Raw genomic sequence first — 18,936 nt, forward strand, 5'->3', positions numbered from 1 at the left:
ACGATCAAATCTGAGTTGAGCATTATTCAGATCTGATCGTTTTTATTTGATTATTTGAGCGCAAAACAGTTTTGTGTTCAAGCCTATTGAATTGCGCTAAAATACGAATATATAACTAAAAGGACTAACAAAATGAATAAAAAGATTTTTGAAACTTTAGAGTATCAAAAAGTAAAAGATAAATTAAAACCCTATTTGGCGTCTCAAAGTGGTCGTCAAGAGTTAACAAACTTAACTCCTATGGTAGCACATGAACAAATTCAGTTTGCTTTAACTGAAACTTTGGATGGTGCAGATGCATATCGTTTAAAGGGAGGAATTCCAATTGCTAAGCTAGACAATATTGGTCCTCAAATGAAACGTCTTGAAATTGGTGCAACGTTAAGTGGACTTGAATTATCTCAAGTTACTAAAATGCTGCGTTCAACGCAAGATGTTATCAATTTCTTTCAAAAATTACAAGAAGAAAAAATTGAATTCCATACGTTGTACGATACGGTCAAAAAGTTACAGGCTTTGCCAGAAATTTCAAAACGATTAATTAAATCGATTGAAGGAGATGGCCATATAACTAGTGAGGCGTCGGATAAATTGTTTGGTATCCGGAGTAGAATTACGACTACGGAAACTTCAATTCGAGCGAAGATGGACAGTTATACACGAGGAAAAGACGCAAAATATCTTAGTGAATCAATTATTACAATGCGCGATGGACGCTACGTTATTCCGGTTATGGCACAATATCGCAGTCACTTCGGTGGGGTGGTTCATGATCAAAGTGCATCTGGTCAAACAATGTATATTGAACCGGCCGCAGTAATGGATTTGAACAATCAGTTGCGACAAAATCAAGTTGAAGAAAAAAATGAAGAAGAAAGAATTCTAGCAGAACTTTCTGAACTTCTTGCTCCCTATCGAGAAGATTTGTTGAATAATGCGGCAGTATTGGGACATTTGGATTTTATTAATGCTAAAGCACGTTATGCTGCAGAAATTAAAGGTACAGAACCAACAATATCAGCAGAAAATCATGTTCATTTTAGAAATGCACGTCACCCATTGATTGATCCTAAGAAAATTGTTCCAAATGATATTGATTTAGGAACCGATTATAAAGCGCTTATTATTACTGGGCCTAATACTGGTGGTAAAACCATTACATTAAAAACGTTTGGTTTATTGCAACTAATGGCTCAATCAGGGTTATTTATTCCTGTTGCTGAACATAGTCAAATGGGTATTTTTACAGAAATTTTTGCTGATATTGGTGATGAACAATCGATTGAGCAAAACTTAAGTACTTTTTCTTCACATATGGATAATATTGTGCAAGTTTTAGCACAAATTGATGAACATAGTTTAGTTTTGTTTGATGAGTTAGGTGGGGGAACAGACCCCAAAGAAGGTGCTGCCTTGGCCATTGCAATTTTAGATCGTGTGGGTAGTGCGGGAAGTTATGTCTTAGCCACGACACATTATCCGGAATTGAAGGCCTATGGCTATAATCGTCCAGAAACAATGAATGCCAGTATGGAGTTTGATACAGAATCATTAAAACCTACGTATAAGTTGCTGGTGGGTATTCCTGGAAGTAGTAATGCGTTTGATATTGCCAAACGATTAGGACTTGAATCTGGCGTTATTATGCAAGCTCGTTCGTTAATGGATCAGGATAGTCAAGATTTGAGTGCAATGATCAAGGATCTATCAACTCGTCAAAAAGAGACTGCCGATCGTGCTGATAAATTAAAGATTGAAGTAGCTGAATCTGAAACTTTGCATAAGGATTTAACTAATGAATATCAGAAACTACTTAATTCGAAAGATCAGTACTTGGAAAAGGCAAAGCAACAAGCTAATGATTTGGTAGATAATGCTGAAGAAAAGGCCGATAAAATAATTAAAAAACTTCGAAAAATGGAAATGCAGGGCGGAGCTGGAATTAAGGAAAATCAATTAATTGATTCTAAAAGTGGTTTAAATGCCTTGCATCAGGCCCCTAGTCTGAAGAAAAATCGAGTTCTGCGACGCGTAAAAGCAAAACAAGAGCTTAAGGTTAATGATGATGTAATGGTAACCAGTTATGGTCAGCGCGGGTCATTGCTGCGACAAATGGATAAAAAGCATTGGGAAGTTCAAATGGGTATTTTGAAAATGAAAGTGCCAACTGATGAGCTTGAAAAGATTGCACCTGATAAAAATGAATCCGCTGGTAATCGAACGACAATTCGACGAACAAGTTCAGCTGTTAAAACAACTTTGGATTTACGTGGCAAACGGTATGAAGAGGCAATGACTGAGGTGGATCGTTATATTGATTCTGCGTTATTAGCAGGGTACCCAATGGTTACAATTGTCCATGGTAAGGGAACTGGTGCGTTACGTAAAGGAATCACGCAGTACCTACAAGGCAATCGCCAAGTGAAACATTTTGAGTATGCAGCACCAAATGCAGGTGGTAATGGCGCAACCGTGGTACATTTTAAGTAACTAATTTTTTGTAAGCAATATTATTGGTGTTTAAAACAAACTTTGATAAACTGTTATTAGTAAATGAGAAAGAAGGCAATTAAGATGGTAGAAGCAATTACTGATGATAATTTTAATGACAAAACTAGTAAAGGTGTCACTTTAACGGATTTTTGGGCAACTTGGTGTGGTCCTTGTCGTATGCAGTCTCCAGTTGTTGAACAATTGGAGGGTGAAATGAACGATCAGGTTAAGTTCACTAAGATGGATGTTGATGCTAATCCGAAGACCGCTCAAAACTTTGGCATTATGAGTATTCCAACTTTGATGGTTAAAAAAGATGGTGCCGTTGTTGATACACTAGTTGGTTACCACTCTAAAGAACAAATTCAAAAAGTTTTAGCCCAATACGCTTAAAAGCTTTATAATAAATTAAACGCAGTGTGACACGAATTTCAATTCGTGTTATGCTGCGTTTTTTGTTTCATTTATGGCCGTTTTTTTGAACGAAGTAAAGAATTAGTTAACAGTTGCGTTAATGGATTGTTACAGAAAGATTAATTGATTATACTGAAAGATATTTACAGGTCGATTAATTCATGAGATACTGTGAAAGTGAAAAGCGTGTATTCAAGGGGGGGATAACATGAAAGACTTTTTAAAAACATTTTGGCAGCGAGAATGGGTAAAATTTCTTGGACGAATGTTTTTTTATTTTGCAGTTTTTTTGGTTCTGGTTTATCTATACGGCTATAGCGGTATTGAAGGCGGAACATTTATTTATAATGAATTTTAAATTAGGCTAATTTTTTGATTTACCGGGGGGATTTTTAATGAAAATTACAAATGTGATTCAGGCGATTGATCAAATTGCCGAAAAAACGCCTGAAAGAATTGCATATGATTATTTAGGCAAGACACATACTTATCAAGAATTAAAGCATTATTCTGATGCTTTAGCAGAGAAAATAACGCAAATGAATCTGGCACCACAGACGCCTATTATGGTTTATGGTGAACAAACATTTGAAATGATCGCCACATTTTTAGGATGCGTCAAAAGTGGACATGCTTATATTCCAATTGACAAGCATTCCTCAAATGATCGCTTGACTATGATTCAAGAGATTGCAAACCCAGCAGCTTGCATTGCCGTTGAGAATTTACCAATTCAGCTTACTGGTGTTTCAGTAATTACTCCAAGTGAATTGCATCAGATTTTTCAACAAAATGCGAATGAAATTGTTAAAAATTCGGTTCATGGAAATCAAAATTTTTATATTATCTTTACGTCAGGAACAACTGGTAAACCAAAAGGAGTTCAAATTAGTCATCAAAATTTAACCAGTTTTGTAAATTGGATGCTGGCGGACTTTGAGCTACCAAGCCACCCGACTAGTTTGGCACAAGCACCTTATTCTTTTGATTTATCCGTGATGAGCTTGTATCCAACACTTGTGAGTGGTGGAACTTTAAAGGTATTACCAAAAAACGTAACGGACAATTTTAAACAACTTTTTGAATATTTACCTGAGATGAAAATGAACGTTTGGGTATCAACACCTTCTTTTGTTGATATTTGTTTGTTGGAACCAACCTTTGATGCAGAACATTTACCTGATTTAAGTCACTTTCTATTCTGTGGTGAAGAATTGACACATCAAACGGCTGAATTATTAAAGCAGCGGTTTCCGACTGCAAAAATATTTAATACGTACGGTCCGACCGAAACAACAGTTGCAGTGACGGCTGTCGAAATTACGCAAAAAGTTTTAAACGATTATGAGCGATTACCAATTGGAAAAGCAAAATCAGATACCACAATTGAGATTGTGAACGATAAAGGTGCTGTTTTGCCTGATGGCGAAGAGGGCGAAATTGTTATTTCGGGACCTGGTGTATCTAAGGGATATTTAAATAATCCACTCAAAACGGCTAATGCTTTTCAAAGTGTGGGAAATCGCCATATTTACCATTCTGGAGATTTAGGAAAAAAAGATAAAAATGGTATGTTGCGTTATCTCGGTCGTTTAGATTTTCAAATTAAATTGCATGGTTATCGAATTGAACTTGAAGAAGTTAATCATTTCTTGAATGCACAAAAGCTAATCAAACAGGGGGTGGCGGTTCCTAAATATGATGTAAACCATAAAGTTTCCCAGTTAGTAGCTTATGTAATTGCACAAGAAACAGATGCTGCTGAAACAAGCATAGCGTTGACCAGAGCAATTAAAACGGATTTACAAAAAACAATGATGCCATACATGGTACCAAATCGATTTGTTTTTAAAAACAAATTACCACTGACTGCCAATGGCAAAATTGACATCAAATTTATTATGAGTGAGGTTAATTCTTAATGTTATCTTTTACACCATATGAAAACCCCATGTACTTTGGTATTTTAGGCCTTGGTTTATTACCAATTGTGATTGGAATTCTGTGTGGTAAGAGGTTTCATTGGTATGAAACACTTATTTCGGTCTTCTTTTTAATTCTTACATTTGGAGGTCCAAAACTCACACAAGGATTTGCTTTAATTGCGTATTTAATTTATGAGGTTCTGCTGGTCTGGTGTTATACAAAGTACCGTAAAAAAAATAATAACACGGGTGTTTTTGTAAGTGCGGTCATTTTGGCAATCATACCACTTGTTATTGTGAAGCTAACGCCAGCCATTCAAAACGGTAAACAATCGATTATTGGATTTTTGGGGATCAGTTATTTAACCTTTAAGGCTGTGCAAACTATTATGGAATCTCGTGATGGTGTGTTGAAGGCTTTTAATCCTTGGTTTTTCTTACAATTCTTGGTGTTTTTCCCTACAATTTCATCAGGACCAATTGATCGTTATCGACGTTTCAAACGTGATTATGATCGTGTTCCAAAACAGGGGAAATATCTGCAGTTGTTACAAAAAGGGCTACACAATATTTTTAAAGGTTTCATATATAAATATATGTTGGCATATGTTTTTGGCACAATGTTATTACCAAAATTAGAACATCAGGCCTTAATGGCTCACGGACTATCATGGTCATTAGTTGGCGTTATGTATGTTTATAGTATGTATTTGTTTTTTGATTTTGCCGGTTACAGTTTATTTGCGGTTGGAACCAGTTACTTTATGGGAATCGAAACGCCAATGAACTTTAATTCGCCATTTAAATCTCGTAATATTAAAGATTTCTGGAATCGTTGGCATATGACTTTATCCTTTTGGTTCCGAGATTACATCTATATGCGGTTAGTTTTCTTTTTTATGAAACATAAAGTTTTTAAAAGCCCGAAAACAACCGCTAATGTGACCTATATTCTGAATATGACAATTATGGGATTCTGGCACGGTGTGACATGGTACTATGTTACTTACGGTATTTTGCACGGGGTCGCGCTCGTTGTAAATGACTGGTGGCTCAGGTATAAAAAGAGCCATCGTGGTCAAATACCACATAATAAATTTACGGAAGTTTTTGCAACTTTCATAACTTTTAATTTTGTATGTTTTACATTTCTACTTTTTTCAGGTTTTCTGAATAAAATGATAATGATGAAGTAAATTAATTTTTGAAGGGGAGTACAATAAAATGGATACAAAAGAAACAGTTTTAAATGTTTTACAAGATTTAACAGGTAGTGATTTAAGTGATGATTTAGACGATAATCTTTTTGAAAATGGCGTACTAGATTCGATGGGAACTGTTCAACTACTTTTACAATTGCAAAGTGAACTAGGGATAGAAGTACCTGTTTCTGAATTTGAGCGTAGCGAATGGGACACGCCCAATAAGATTATTGCAAATGCCGAGGAAATGTTGAAATAGTGGCAAAAAAACTTTTTCTGATATTTGGACCGGTAGTTTTTGCGGCGCTTTTGTTGTTTGCACTCTTGTTTTCCCCATTCAAATTAAACCATATCACGGCTAAAACTGAAAACAAGGCAGCACTTGCGCTATCACCAAATGTACTTAAGGGACAGGTAATCAAAGAATCTGCTTTATCACACGAAAAATTTGTGCCATTTTTTGGTTCTTCAGAATTTTCTAGATTTGATTTTTCTCATCCATCCGTTCTGGCAACTAAATACAATCGTAGTTATACACCATTTTTAATGGGGGCACCTGGGACACAATCACTGACGCATTATTTTCAGATGCAGTTAATTACCTCACAGATGAAGAACCGTAAAGCTGTTTTTGTAATCTCACCGCAATGGTTTGTCAAAAAAGGTGCTCGTAAAGATGCATTTGGATTTTACTATTCACCTTTACAGTCAACAACTTGGCTTTTGGACCGCAAACAAAACAATGCAACAGATCGTTATGCGGCTCAACGTCTTCTTGACATGCCGTCTGGAAATGCCAATCATACCATTATGATGGCCTTAAGGCGTGTGGCCAAAGGACAAAAGATTACGCACCAGCAACGAACTTATATGATCTATGAGCAACGTTTATTGCAACATGAGGATCAACTGTTCTCAGCATTAAAGATAAAAAATAATCAGCGTAAAATAGACCGCTTAACTAAGCAGTTACCAGAGCATTATCAGTTGCATGAGCTTAATCAATTGGCAGTTAAACAAGGTGGAAAGCACACTACTAACAATCGTTTTGGCATTGATAATCGTTTTTATGCTCGTCGACTCCGTTCAAAAGAAAAGAAGTTTAAAAATTTTGAACAAAATTGGACATATACACAATCACCAGAGTTTAGCGATTTTGAATTAGTTTTGGATCAATTTGCGGCATCTGATACCAATGTCGAGTTCATTATTCCGCCAGTTAATGAAAAGTGGAGTAAATACACGGGCTTGTCTACTAAGATGTTAAAACAATTTGATCAAAAAATTCGTTATCAACTTACTTCGCAAGGATTTACTAATATTTGTGATCTCAGTGACAAAGGCGATGTGCCATATTTCATGCAAGATACCATTCACTTAGGTTGGCGTGGTTGGTTAGCTGCAGATCAAGCAATTGATCCATTTTTAACACAAAAACAGACAACACCAACTTATCATATGAACAACAAGTTTTATTCAAAAGAATGGCAAAATCAACTTAAAGTTAAAAACTAGTAATTCTAGAGAATACCAAAAGCAAAACAACATTATAATGGTTGTTTTGTTTTTTTTGCAGCAGTCAGTACTTGCTTTTCGGTTTTTAAAAAGAGATAATGTAGTTTCAGATTACGTGAAGAGGATGAAAAAAATGGATAATCGTGCAATTGGATTTATGGATTCTGGTGTGGGTGGCTTGACGGTTGTGCGGGAAGCACTTCGCCAGTTACCATTGGAATCTGTATGTTTTATTGGGGATCAAGCTAGATTACCGTACGGTCCCCGCTCAAGTGAGGAAGTTCGTCGATTTTCTGAACAAATGGCTGCATTTTTATTGAAAAAAAACATTAAAATGTTAGTCATTGCTTGTAATACGGCAACTTCTGCGGCTTTAGAAGATTTGAAAGAAAAGTTACCTATTCCTGTGGTTGGCGTCATTTCGCCTGGTAGTCGTGCCGCCTTGAAAGTATCTCGTAACCGACGAATTGGTGTTATTGGTACGGAGGGAACCATTAAAAGTGGTGCATACGAACGCGCAATACTGTCCAAAGATAGTTCGGTTGAAGTTTTTAGTTTGGCATGCCCGAAATTTGTACCATTAGTTGAAAGCAATGAATATGATTCACCAATTGCTAAAAAAGTTGTGGCCGAAACGCTTCAATATTTTGAAAATAAGCATGTTGATACATTGGTATTAGGATGTACACATTATCCACTGTTGAGACCTATTATTCAGGATGTAATGGGAGAGCAGGTTACCTTGATTGATTCCGGCGCGGAAACAATTGGAACGGTATCGGCCTTACTGGACTATTTTGATATTGCTAAAGATGCGTCTGGAGATCGTACTAAAAACCATTACTTTACAACCGCATCACCAAAGAGTTTTAATCAAATTGCAAGTCAATGGTTAGAGATTAATGTGACGGCCGATAAAACTAAAATTGATCAATTAAAATTAGAGGTAAAATAATGGCACAAAAAGGACAAATTATTATTGCAACTAATAATGATGGAAAGCTTCGTGAATTTCAGAAATTATTTGTTGCCAAAAACATTGAGGTGACATCCTTAAAAAATTATCCAGAAATTGGAAAAATTGCGGAAACCGGAATGACTTTTGAGGAGAATGCTACCATCAAGGCTTCTGCTGTGGCTAAGAAAACTAAGTTGCCAGTTTTGGCAGATGATTCAGGTTTGGAAGTTGATGCTTTAAATGGGCGACCAGGAATCTTTTCGGCACGTTATGCCGGTGATCACGATGATGCGGCGAACAATGCCAAACTATTGAGTGAACTTGCAGGAGTACCGGTAGAAAAGAGAACAGCTACGTTTCATACAACATTAGTTCTAATGAAGCCTGATGATAGCAAGCTGGTAGTAGATGGCGAACTTCGAGGCAGAATATTAGCCGTTCCAAGGGGCGATAACGGGTTTGGCTATGATCCTTTATTTTTGGTTCCAGAAAAGAACCAATCTTTGGCTGAAATGACTGCCGAAGAAAAGAATACAATTAGTCATCGTGGTAGAGCTAGCCAAAAATTACTGAAAGTGTTTGATGACTGGTGGTAGTTTAAACGAAAAATTTAAAATAAATAGGATTTGAAATCTACTAATTAATGATTTCAAATCCTATTTATTTTGTTGTAATAGTTGATTATTAATAATCCGCAAATCATGGGTAGTTAATAGATTTAAATAATTTTGAAGCAACATTTTTTGAATCTGATCGACGGTGCCATTTGTTACATACATTTTAACTCGAAGGCCAATGTTTCCATTTTGATCTTGAACGGGACTATTTACTGTGGGGTCGGTAGTTATTTCAGTTGATTTAGTAGCTAATTCAACTGTAGCTTTAGTAATTAATTGCTCAGCACTTTTTAAATCAGATAAATTTTCAAAAGCCAAAAAAATAGAAACAATCTGATCATTTCGTGAGTGATTGGCAACTGCTGTAATTGATCGATTGGGAATAAAATTGGTTGTACCATCATCAGAAAGAACTTGTGTAGAACGCAGACCAATTTCAGTAACTTTACCATTAATATTTTGAATAGTTACTTGATCACCAACGTCTAACTGACCATCGAGAAGGATAAAAAGGCCGTTAACAATATCACTAACTAAGCCTTGTGCACCTAAACCTACGGCAATACTAATAATTCCTGCACCGGCAACTAGAGTACTCACTGGGACGCCAATAATTGAGAGAAGCGCATAAAGATAAAAGAATAAAACAACATAGTGAAATATATTGATGACTAACGCGAGCAAAGTGACGGCCTTGTTAGGAATTGCATCGTTTAAATGGTGATATTTGTGTAACTTGTTTGTTAATAAACGTTTACCAACAAAGCTAATTATCCAAAAGAAAATAGAAATCAAGATAATTTCAAGTAAATGGTTAAATAAAGATTCTGCCAGTTTTTGCCAGTTAAAAGCTGAAAAATAAGTTTGAAAGGCCTTGATTAAAGAACTGGGCGAATTTGTAGCACCAATTAGAAAGTGAATAATACTCATCTCCTTGTATACTGATTTTAACAGATTCAGCTTTCTTTGTAATCAGTTTCATAAAAAATATTTTTCCCTCTTTTTTAATTGCAGTGCGTAAACTCAAATGATATGCTTAAGACAATCAAGTTAACAGGAGGATAAATTATGACAGGTGGCGGAATCGCAGCAATAATTGCAGCAGTAGCTTTACTGATTTTGGTATTATTTATCGGTCTTGTGTTAGTGCGAGCCTCAAAAACTTTGGTAGAAATTAATCGAAGTCTTGCAGTTGTAACTAAAGATGTGGATTTAATTTCTAAAGAAGCTGAAGATATTATGGCAAATGCAAATGACTTATTGGCTGACGTTAACGGCAAGGTAGCGACGATTGATCCAGTATTTCAGGCAATGGCTGACTTAGGACAGAGTACTTCAGATTTAAACGAAGCAACACGTAATTTAACCACTAAGCTGACCAATCCTGGAAAAAAGACTGGAACTGTTTCGGCAGCATTTAAAGCTGGTAAAGGTGCTATCCACATGTATCGTGAACATAAAAATAAACAAACGAAAGACTAGGAGGTTTTTGATAATGGCAAAAGGTAAATTTTTATTAGGTGCGTTAATTGGTGGCGCAGCTGCGGTTTATGGTACGTTAAAATTAACTGGTACAACTAAGGAAGAATTAGTCCAAGCAGCACAAAATAAAGTAAATCGTTTTAGAGAACAGAATGATTTAGAGGGTGCCAACTGGGAAGAGGAACTCAAAGATCGAGTTTTTGATTCAGCAGTTGAATTGAAAAATCATGTTCTTGAAAGTAAAGATGAGTTTTTAGGTGCAGCTTCGGATAGTTTCCAAGCATCAACGGATGAATTAAAAGACGAACTAGATGATGAAAACGATGTTTTTGTTAATGGATCAGATAGTTATGATGCACCAACTGAAGTGTTCATGCCCCATACGCATGATGAAGAACCTAAGAACAAATAAAAAGAGAGTTTCCGATTAAAAAAATCGGAAACTCTTTTTTAATTATCGTTAATTAACCAACATAAGTAAGTTCTTTAGAAGTATGCGTAAATGGTTCGCAGCCATTTTTAGTAATGTGAACGCAATCTTCAATCCGAACACCAGCGACACCAGGAATATAAATGCCGGGTTCAATTGAAAAACACATGCCTTCTTCTAAAATCATTTTGTTACCTTCCATGATTGATGGAAATTCATGTTCACCCATGCCCATTCCGTGCCCAAGACGATGAATGAAATATTCACCATAACCTGCTTTTGTGATGATGTTACGAGCAATTTTATCGAGGTCTTCTGCAATCATTCCAGGCCTTGCTTTTGCTTGAGCAGTCAATTGGGCGTCTAAACAAACTTTGTAAATATCTAGAGCTTTATCATCTGGTTGACCAACAGCAACGGTTCGTGAGGCATCACTGATATAGCCTTGGTGAATTGTACCCAAATCAAATAAAACAAGTTCGTTATTTTTAATCTTGTTCATACCGGTTGCACCATGTGGTTCTGCAGCATGAGCTCCTGCTTGAATTAAGGTATCGAAACTCATTTGCATGACACCTTTTTTCTTAAGGACATATTCTAATTCTGCAGCAATTTCAGCTTCAGTTCGACCTACCTGAACGGCTTCAAAGCCAATTTTGAATGCAAGATCAGCTTCTCTTCCGGCAGCATCAAGTTTTTCAATTTCGTCGGAAGTTTTAATCAAACGTAATTTTTGAATGAAGGGGGTCAAGTTTTTTTCAAAAGCAGCTGATGGAAATTGTTTTTTAATAGAATTAAAGTGGTCAATAGTTAAATTAGTTTTTTCAATTGCCCATTGAACTGGATTGTTAACACGTTTTTTAATTTGCTCAGCAATTAATGCAAAAGGATGTTCGTGATCAAGATACCCATAAACGGGATATTTCCACCCAGTATCATGAATAGCTTCAACTTCCAATGCGGGGGCAAATAAAAATGGGTCCTCATCTGCAAAAACAAATAGACCAAGGATGCGTTCAACCGGATCACTTGCAAAACCAGTGAGGTATTCAATTGATTTGGGATCACTAATATAGGCTACATCAGTCTCATTATCATTGACCCATTTACGAACTTTATCTAACTGTGTCATGTCATCGTCTTCTTTCTAATTTAGTTGTGAATATTATATCATATCGTTTTAGTCTTGAAATATAACTAAAAAAGAGGTATATTTTTCATGAAAGCGCTTTCTGCACTTGCACAGTTAAATATTTTTTGATAACGTTAACAATGCAGTGAAAATTTATGAAAACGTATAGTAACGCATAAAAGGAGACCTGATTTTAAAATGGAAAAACAAACTGTAACAATTTATGATGTTGCGCGTGAGGCAGGCGTTTCAATGGCGACTGTATCGCGAGTAGTAAATGGCAATCAAAATGTTAAACCAGCAACGAGACAGCGTGTAAACGATGTTATTGATAAGCTGGATTACCGACCTAATGCTGTTGCACGTGGTCTTGCTAGCAAGAAGTCGACTACGATCGGTGTCATTATTCCAGATGTAACAAATGGTTATTTTGCTTCTTTAGCACGTGGAATTGATGATGTGGCTTCGATGTATAAATATAACATTATCATGGAAAACTCTGATGAAAATGATCAAAAAGAAATGTTAGTCTTAAATACTTTGCTTGCAAAACAAGTAGATGGCATTATTTTCATGGGGAATCGTGTTACGGACAAACTACGGGATGAATTCTCACATTCAAGAACACCGATTGTTTTTGCTGGTTCGGTTGACGACCAAGAAAGCGTGCCATCTGTCAGCATTGACTATGTTGAATCAACTGCAGAAGCCGTTTCAAAGTTGATTAAAGAGGGAAATAAAAAGATTGCCTTCATTAGTGGTTCGTTGAGTGAACCAATTAATGGAAAGTATCGATTAGCAGGATACAAACAGGCTTTAAAAGAGGCTGGCATCAAGTTCGATGAAAAGCTAATATTTGAAACAGATTATAGTTACGAGTCTGGAATTAAGTTGGCCAGCCAACTTAAGGATACAGATATTACTGCTGCTTTTGCTGGCGATGATCGCTTAGCGGCTGGTGTATTGAATGGCTTAACTGATCAGGGCGTTAAGGTACCAGATCAGTTTGCACTAATTACTAGCAATGACACCCAGGTGGCACAACTGGTTCGTCCACAGCTGACTTCAATTACACAACCTCTTTATGATATTGGTGCGGTTTCCATGCGGTTACTTACCAAATTAATGAATAAAGAAGAGATTGATGAGCCAACCATTACATTACCATATGGACTAGATAGTCGAGAAACAACCAAAAAATAATTTTTGAATTTTGATTTTTAGGGTAATAAAATAGGCCAATTGAGTGTACGTATGTACATTTAATTAGCCTATTTTTGTAATAACTATTTTGGAATTTAATCGTTAAACTGTGCAAGTTTTACTAAAGTTCGAACCATTTGGCAGGTAAATCCATATTCGTTGTCGTACCAAGCAACAGTTTTAATCAGCTGATTTTCACCTGCAGAAACAACCTCGGTTTGAGTGGGGTCGAAGATTGAACCATAGGTGGTATTAATCACATCACTAGAGACAATCTGATCTTCATTCCAACCAAAACTTTCGTTATTTTTTGTATAAGCCTTAATTTTTTTGTTAATTTCGTCAACCGCTATGATGAGGCGTTTTAAGTAAGGTCACAAGTTCAGTTAATGAACCATCTGCCACAGGAACTCTTTGGGCGTGCCCTTGGAGGCGGCCGTTTAGATTAGGTAAAACTAGTCCAATAGCTTTAGCGGCACCTGAAGAATGCGGAATTGTGTTTTTGGCTTCCGCTCTTGCTGCACGCAGGTTACCACCACGAACTGGACCATCTAGCAACATTTGGGTTGAAGTATAAGCGTGTACGGTGGTCATAGTGCCAGCGACCACACCGAATTCTTTATCTAAGGCATCGGCCATGGGTGCTAAACAATTGGTTGTACAAGAACCCGCCGAAATGATTCGATCATTTGAATCTAGAATGGCGTCGTTTGTATGATAAACAATTGTTTTGACATCACTACCAGCAGGCGCAGAAATTAAAACGCGTTTAACACCGGCTTGTAAGTGAGCCTGGGCCTTTTTGGAACTGGTATAAAAACCTGTGCATTCCAAAACAAAATCAACAGCATCATTTTTTACCCAGGGAATTTTAGCCGCATCTGTCTGTGAATAGACATGATAGGTTTTACCATCGGCGTTCTGGGTTGCACTAACTTTTGCTTGTAAAGTGCCATGTGTAGAGTCGTATTTAAGCAAATGGGCTAACATTTGTGGACTCGTCAAGTCATTGATTGCAACCACTTCTATGTGACGATCGTCGTTGAGTTCTAGAATTCTTCTAAATGCTAATCGTCCGATTCTGCCAAATCCATTAATACCAATTTTAACTGTCATAAAATGACCTCCTAAGAATGTTATAATATTTTGAACAACTTCATCATAGCGAGGTTTTTAAAATCCCGGTTTGTAAAATTAAGTTAGAAATTTAAAAAGCCATTTGTGATAGACTTTTGAGTGTCAAAATCAAAAGAAAGGCTGATCACAAATGACCTATACTCATCTTACTATAGACGAACTTGCCACAATTTATTCTTTTTGGGAACTCGGTAAAAAGGCTTATCTAGTGGCCCCAGCGCTCCATCGGAGTGCTGAAACTGTGTATCGTATTTATCGGTTTCTTGACGCTGGCGGTACGATTATTGATTACCAATGCCACTATCGAAAGCATAAACAACATTGTGGGCGTAAACCAATTCAACTACGCCCTGATGAACTGGCCTATATTCAAGCCAAAACTCAAGCTGGTTGGCAACCAGATACCATTATTAATCGCCAAGAACGGGCTTTCAGCTGTGGGGTTCGAACCCTTTACCGCCTTTTCAAACGCGGTGTTTTGGGGTTGTCGACCAAAGATTTACCGATGCACGGCAAACGGCACCCTAATGGTTACATTGAACGCCGTGGGAAAGCGGGTCAATTGGGCAGGGATTTAAAGAATCGTTATCAGGACTATCCTAATTTTAATCAAGAATTCGGCCATTTAGAAGGTGACACGTTTCAAGGTAAAAACCATCAGGGTGCGGTAACCACGCTGGTTGAACGACAAACTAAGGTCGCAATTGTGCTGAATTCGCATACCAAGTCGGCACACGATGTCAATCGTAGTTTAGCAGGATGGCTTTCGAAGCTGCCACGACACCTATTTAAGTCAATTACGTTTGACAATGGTAAGGAGTTCGCCGGTTGGCGAACCATTGCTAACCAATTTGATTTAAATATTTACTTTGCCGCTGTCGGAGCACCCAATCAACGTGGTTTAAATGAGAACACCAATGGTCTGCTGCGTAAAGATGGTTTACGTCACAATCTTATTATGGATCAGCTATCAGATGGATTTATTCAAGCAGTTGCCAGTCGACGAAACCACATCCCACGAAAAAGTTTGGGTTACCAGACACCTCTGGAAGCATTCATCAGTCAGATTACAGATGAACAGTTAAAAAGTTTCTAACTTAATTTGACAATTCGGGATAATTGAAAATATGAACTTGATTTTATTGACAATTTGGGAATGTTTTTTGCAAACTTCGGGAAAAATAGTTTAACTATTCTATTGATCTGAATAACTTGCGTAAAGACTTATTTTTGGCTATAATTGAAAAGGTTTTAATACCAAAAAAAATTCATTAAAAGAAAAGAGGAGTTTGGAAATGTCAGGACATTCTAAATGGCACAATATTCAGGGTCGTAAAAACGCTCAGGATGCTAAACGTGGAAAAATTTTCCAAAGAATTTCACGTGAAATTTATATGGCAGTCAAAGCTGGGGGTCCTGACCCTTCTGGTAACCCTCAGTTACGTCTAATGATGGATAAAGCTCGGGCTGCAAATATGCCAAAAGATAACATTAAACGTGCCGTTGATAAGGGCGCTGGTGTTGGCGGAGCTGCATATGAAGAAATTACTTATGAAGGTTATGGCCCCGGTGGTACAGCAATTATCGTGGAAACCTTAACAGACAATAAAAATCGTACGGCAGCTGCTATTCGTTCTGCATTTACGCATCATGGTGGTTCACTTGGTGCAAGTGGTTCAGTATCATATATGTTTGATCGTAAGGGATACATCGTTATTTCTCGTGAAGACAACGATACTGATGAAGACACAATGATGATGGATGCATTGGATGCCGGAGCGGATGATATTCAATCTTCTGATGATGCTTTTGAGATCTATACGGATCCTAAGGCATTGGCAGAGGTACGTGATGCTTTAGAAAAGGCTGGTTATAAATTAGCGACTGCTGAATTAACCATGATTCCTGAGAATGAAACACCTGTACCAGAAGCTAAAATTAGTCAGTATCAAGGTTTGATTGACGAATTAGAAGATAATGATGATGTTTCTGAAGTTTATGAAGCAGCTGAAATACCAGAAGAGTAATTAAATAATTTGAGTTTTAAAAAGTCAAGTTCGTAAAGAACTTGACTTTTTTTATATCTAAATAAATAAATATAGCTTTTTTACGTATCTTAATTTTATGGAGGAGGTAAGGCATTGAAATTAGAAGACTATGTACAAAAATTTATGACAACCTGTATTGAAAAACGAGCAACTGATTTGTATCTTTTGCCCAAATTAGATGAGTATCAGGTGATGTATAAAAGATTAAATCACTGTCATTTGATTCAAGAGGTTTCTCAACAAGTCGGTGAACAATTAATTGCTTTTTTTAAATTTCAAGCAGATATGGCGCTTAGCGAGAAAAGGCGACCACAAACGGGAGCCTATCACTGGAGTTCAGGAGAAAATAGAGTTGTTCATTTACGGCTCTCTACGGTGGGTGATTTTTTGAATCGTGAATCATTAGTAATTCGGTTCATCTACCCCATTTCAGAGGTACAGATTCAGCATTTGGATCCACCACAGTGGCGAGAATTAATCGATTTAACAAACAAACGAGGATTATTGCTTTTCTCTGGACCAATGGGATCTGGAAAAACAACTTCAATTTATCAATTGGCACGCTATCTGGCGAAAGAGAAAGTTGTTATGACGATTGAGGATCCAGTAGAAATTTTTGAAAAAGATTTTTTACAGCTTCAAGTAAATGCACGTGCCAAAATGACATACGAGCAATTATTAAAAGTTGGCTTAAGACATCGACCAGATATTTTTATTATTGGTGAGATTCGTGATGATCACACGGCTAATGTGGCAGTAAAAGCTGCATTAAGTGGTCATTTAGTATTAAGTACAGTGCATGCGCAGAATGTATTTGGTGTTATTAGACGTTTGAAGCAATTTGATGTCGATGCTGAAATGCTGCAGCAGGCGTTATGTGGAATCGCCTATCAACGCTTGATTCCGACGAATGATAATGGAGTAGCTGCCTTGTTTGATATTATGCATGGGAAAAAATTGCAGAACGCATTTTTGGAGGTACCTCAAAATAAAATGACCGAAAACTGGAGGAATTGTCTTGTCAGAGAGTATCAAAAAAGCCATATTTCTGAAGCAACCATGGTTGAATATCAGGAAGGATAAATTTTCAACAAAGATACAGGCAAAATTTTTTTCATTATTATCTGATCTATTGGCAGTGGGTTTTAGTTTACGAGAATCGTTAAAATTTATAAAAATTGTGATTCCGAAAAAAGAAAAGCAAATTACAGAAATAATCAGATCACTTGAAAACGGTGATTCGTTTTCAAATTCGGTAAGGCTTTTTCTGAAAGAAGATATTTATTATCAGATATTAATTGCTGAGAAACATGGCGAACTCGCAGATAGTTTAAAAACATTAGGCGTATATTTGAATAAGAAACATGAACATCGTACAAAGCTTATTCAGTTACTAGAGTACCCAGTAATTTTATTACTATTTTTAATAATGTTGATGTTGGGTATGAAAATTTATATTTTTCCAGAGCTTAATATGTGGAATACAGCAACGCGAGTTCATTTAATAAAACCTTCTACTTTAATTATTTTGTTAATTTGGGGTGGAATTAGTGGTTCGGTCGTAATTTTTATCAAGAAGTTTTTGCAACGGCCTGTTGTCAAAAGAGTTGAAATTATTTGTCGAATCCCGATTGTTGGTAAGGTTTATCAAAATTATTGCCATTATTATCTTTCACTGAATTTAGCAATGTTATTAAAAAGTGGACTGGGTATAAAAAGCATTTGTACGATGCTGACACAATTTTCGTCAACATCTTTGCTATATCAAATTGGACGCACCTTAGAAAAACAACTATTGCAGGGTGGACAAACCAGATTATTTATCAATCGATACCCGTTTATACCACCAGAGTTAAATGTTTTATTAAATAAGGGCAATACAACGGAAGTGTTAGGGCAAGAATTAGACATGTTTTCAAAAATTAAATATCAAAAATTAACTAATCAAATTGAAAAACTAATTGGCCTAATTCAACCACTAATGTTTCTTTTTATTGGTGTTGTAATTGTTTTTATGTATTTAAGTTTATTGCTACCGATGTACCACTCAATGGAGGGAGTTTACAAATGACAAAACTACGGAAAAAGAAATCAGCTTTTACTTTAATTGAAATGACGGTCGTCCTTTTTATTATTTCATTGTTAATTTTGATTGTGTTACCTAATATTGCGCAACAAAGAAGTAATGCAAAATCTATTCATGGGAATGCCATGGTAGAAGTGGTTCAAACTCAAATTGATCTATATGAAAACGAACATCAAAAATTACCAGCTTCATTAGATGAGCTAAAAGAGGGTGGCTATTTAACCGAAAAACAAGTTTCTCAAGCAGAAGCAAATCATATCACTATTAAAGATAATAAGGCCGTGAAGTAATTAG

Annotated in this window: 19 protein-coding genes and 1 pseudogene; 17 read left to right on the forward strand and 3 right to left on the reverse strand. The window is 36.5% G+C overall.

What is annotated here, in order from left to right:
- Positions 1 to 132: 132 nt before the first annotated feature.
- The 9 genes from AB3219_RS07305 to AB3219_RS07345 all read left to right on the forward strand — a co-directional run bounded on the left by AB3219_RS07305 (position 133) and on the right by AB3219_RS07345 (position 9,103).
- Complete coding sequence (locus AB3219_RS07305) at positions 133 to 2,490, forward strand: endonuclease MutS2 (RefSeq protein ID WP_216753447.1); 2,358 nt, start codon at positions 133 to 135, stop codon at positions 2,488 to 2,490.
- Positions 2,491 to 2,574: 84 nt separating this feature from the next.
- Complete coding sequence (trxA, locus tag AB3219_RS07310; RefSeq protein WP_057807099.1) at positions 2,575 to 2,886, forward strand: thioredoxin; 312 nt, start codon at positions 2,575 to 2,577, stop codon at positions 2,884 to 2,886.
- A 229-nt stretch (positions 2,887 to 3,115) separates the two neighbouring features.
- Positions 3,116 to 3,265 carry a teichoic acid D-Ala incorporation-associated protein DltX gene (locus tag AB3219_RS07315; RefSeq protein ID WP_057807101.1) on the forward strand — a complete coding sequence of 50 codons (150 nt, stop codon included), beginning with the start codon at positions 3,116 to 3,118 and terminating at the stop codon, positions 3,263 to 3,265.
- Positions 3,266 to 3,302: 37 nt separating this feature from the next.
- A complete protein-coding gene (gene dltA / locus AB3219_RS07320; protein ID WP_216753448.1) occupies positions 3,303 to 4,829 on the forward strand; it encodes a D-alanine--poly(phosphoribitol) ligase subunit DltA in 1,527 nt (508 codons plus the stop codon).
- A complete protein-coding gene (gene dltB, locus AB3219_RS07325; RefSeq protein WP_216753449.1) occupies positions 4,829 to 6,028 on the forward strand; it encodes a D-alanyl-lipoteichoic acid biosynthesis protein DltB in 1,200 nt (399 codons plus the stop codon). Before dltA ends, dltB begins: the two co-directional genes overlap by 1 nt.
- A 28-nt stretch (positions 6,029 to 6,056) precedes the next feature.
- Positions 6,057 to 6,293: a D-alanine--poly(phosphoribitol) ligase subunit DltC gene (dltC, locus tag AB3219_RS07330; RefSeq protein ID WP_216753450.1), complete on the forward strand. Its 237-nt coding sequence runs from the start codon at positions 6,057 to 6,059 to the stop codon at positions 6,291 to 6,293.
- A complete protein-coding gene (gene dltD / locus AB3219_RS07335; RefSeq protein ID WP_367369387.1) occupies positions 6,293 to 7,549 on the forward strand; it encodes a D-alanyl-lipoteichoic acid biosynthesis protein DltD in 1,257 nt (418 codons plus the stop codon). Before dltC ends, dltD begins: the two co-directional genes overlap by 1 nt.
- A 133-nt stretch (positions 7,550 to 7,682) precedes the next feature.
- Complete coding sequence (gene racE / locus AB3219_RS07340) at positions 7,683 to 8,504, forward strand: glutamate racemase (RefSeq protein WP_272885371.1); 822 nt, start codon at positions 7,683 to 7,685, stop codon at positions 8,502 to 8,504.
- Positions 8,504 to 9,103 (forward strand): XTP/dITP diphosphatase, encoded by a 600-nt coding sequence (locus AB3219_RS07345; RefSeq protein ID WP_216753453.1) that lies wholly within the window; start codon positions 8,504 to 8,506, stop codon positions 9,101 to 9,103. Before racE ends, AB3219_RS07345 begins: the two co-directional genes overlap by 1 nt.
- Before the next feature lie 60 nt (positions 9,104 to 9,163).
- Here the strand turns inward: AB3219_RS07345 and AB3219_RS07350 are convergent, their stop codons facing one another.
- Positions 9,164 to 10,054: a mechanosensitive ion channel family protein gene (locus tag AB3219_RS07350; protein WP_216753454.1), complete on the reverse strand. Its 891-nt coding sequence runs from the start codon at positions 10,052 to 10,054 to the stop codon at positions 9,164 to 9,166.
- A gap of 138 nt (positions 10,055 to 10,192) precedes the next feature.
- On the opposite strand from AB3219_RS07350, the gene AB3219_RS07355 reads away from it, so the two are divergent.
- Entirely contained in the window at positions 10,193 to 10,606 is a 414-nt protein-coding gene (locus AB3219_RS07355) for a DUF948 domain-containing protein (RefSeq protein ID WP_057807118.1), read from the forward strand.
- Between the two features lie 13 nt (positions 10,607 to 10,619).
- Positions 10,620 to 11,018 carry a hypothetical protein gene (locus tag AB3219_RS07360; RefSeq protein ID WP_216753455.1) on the forward strand — a complete coding sequence of 133 codons (399 nt, stop codon included), beginning with the start codon at positions 10,620 to 10,622 and terminating at the stop codon, positions 11,016 to 11,018.
- 52 nt (positions 11,019 to 11,070) lie between these two features.
- Here AB3219_RS07360 and AB3219_RS07365 read toward each other — a convergent pair whose 3' ends face one another.
- Complete coding sequence (locus tag AB3219_RS07365) at positions 11,071 to 12,168, reverse strand: Xaa-Pro peptidase family protein (protein ID WP_216753456.1); 1,098 nt, start codon at positions 12,166 to 12,168, stop codon at positions 11,071 to 11,073.
- Between the two features lie 198 nt (positions 12,169 to 12,366).
- Here AB3219_RS07365 and ccpA point away from each other — a divergent pair, with 198 nt between their 5' ends.
- Positions 12,367 to 13,371 (forward strand): catabolite control protein A, encoded by a 1,005-nt coding sequence (ccpA, locus tag AB3219_RS07370; RefSeq protein ID WP_057807124.1) that lies wholly within the window; start codon positions 12,367 to 12,369, stop codon positions 13,369 to 13,371.
- A 95-nt stretch (positions 13,372 to 13,466) separates the two neighbouring features.
- On the opposite strand, the pseudogene gap reads toward ccpA, so the two are convergent.
- A pseudogene (gap, locus tag AB3219_RS07375) lies at positions 13,467 to 14,487 on the reverse strand (type I glyceraldehyde-3-phosphate dehydrogenase).
- Positions 14,488 to 14,638: 151 nt separating this feature from the next.
- Between gap and AB3219_RS07380 the strand changes: the two are divergent.
- The 5 genes from AB3219_RS07380 to comGC all read left to right on the forward strand — a co-directional run bounded on the left by AB3219_RS07380 (position 14,639) and on the right by comGC (position 18,932).
- Positions 14,639 to 15,604 (forward strand): IS30 family transposase, encoded by a 966-nt coding sequence (locus AB3219_RS07380; RefSeq protein ID WP_367369388.1) that lies wholly within the window; start codon positions 14,639 to 14,641, stop codon positions 15,602 to 15,604.
- Between the two features lie 199 nt (positions 15,605 to 15,803).
- The gene (locus AB3219_RS07385) at positions 15,804 to 16,535 is read left to right on the forward strand and encodes a YebC/PmpR family DNA-binding transcriptional regulator (protein WP_057807893.1); all 732 of its coding nucleotides are present in this window, start codon (positions 15,804 to 15,806) and stop codon (positions 16,533 to 16,535) included.
- 114 nt (positions 16,536 to 16,649) lie between these two features.
- Positions 16,650 to 17,639 (forward strand): competence type IV pilus ATPase ComGA, encoded by a 990-nt coding sequence (comGA, locus tag AB3219_RS07390; protein ID WP_253953644.1) that lies wholly within the window; start codon positions 16,650 to 16,652, stop codon positions 17,637 to 17,639.
- The gene (comGB, locus tag AB3219_RS07395; RefSeq protein WP_263807566.1) at positions 17,620 to 18,627 is read left to right on the forward strand and encodes a competence type IV pilus assembly protein ComGB; all 1,008 of its coding nucleotides are present in this window, start codon (positions 17,620 to 17,622) and stop codon (positions 18,625 to 18,627) included. Before comGA ends, comGB begins: the two co-directional genes overlap by 20 nt.
- A complete protein-coding gene (gene comGC, locus AB3219_RS07400; RefSeq protein ID WP_216754515.1) occupies positions 18,624 to 18,932 on the forward strand; it encodes a competence type IV pilus major pilin ComGC in 309 nt (102 codons plus the stop codon). The genes comGB and comGC overlap by 4 nt, the downstream gene beginning before the upstream one ends.
- Positions 18,933 to 18,936 lie beyond the last annotated feature (4 nt).

The sequence above is a fragment of the Pediococcus ethanolidurans genome (assembly GCF_964062635.1).
GTDB lineage: Bacteria > Bacillota > Bacilli > Lactobacillales > Lactobacillaceae > Pediococcus > Pediococcus ethanolidurans.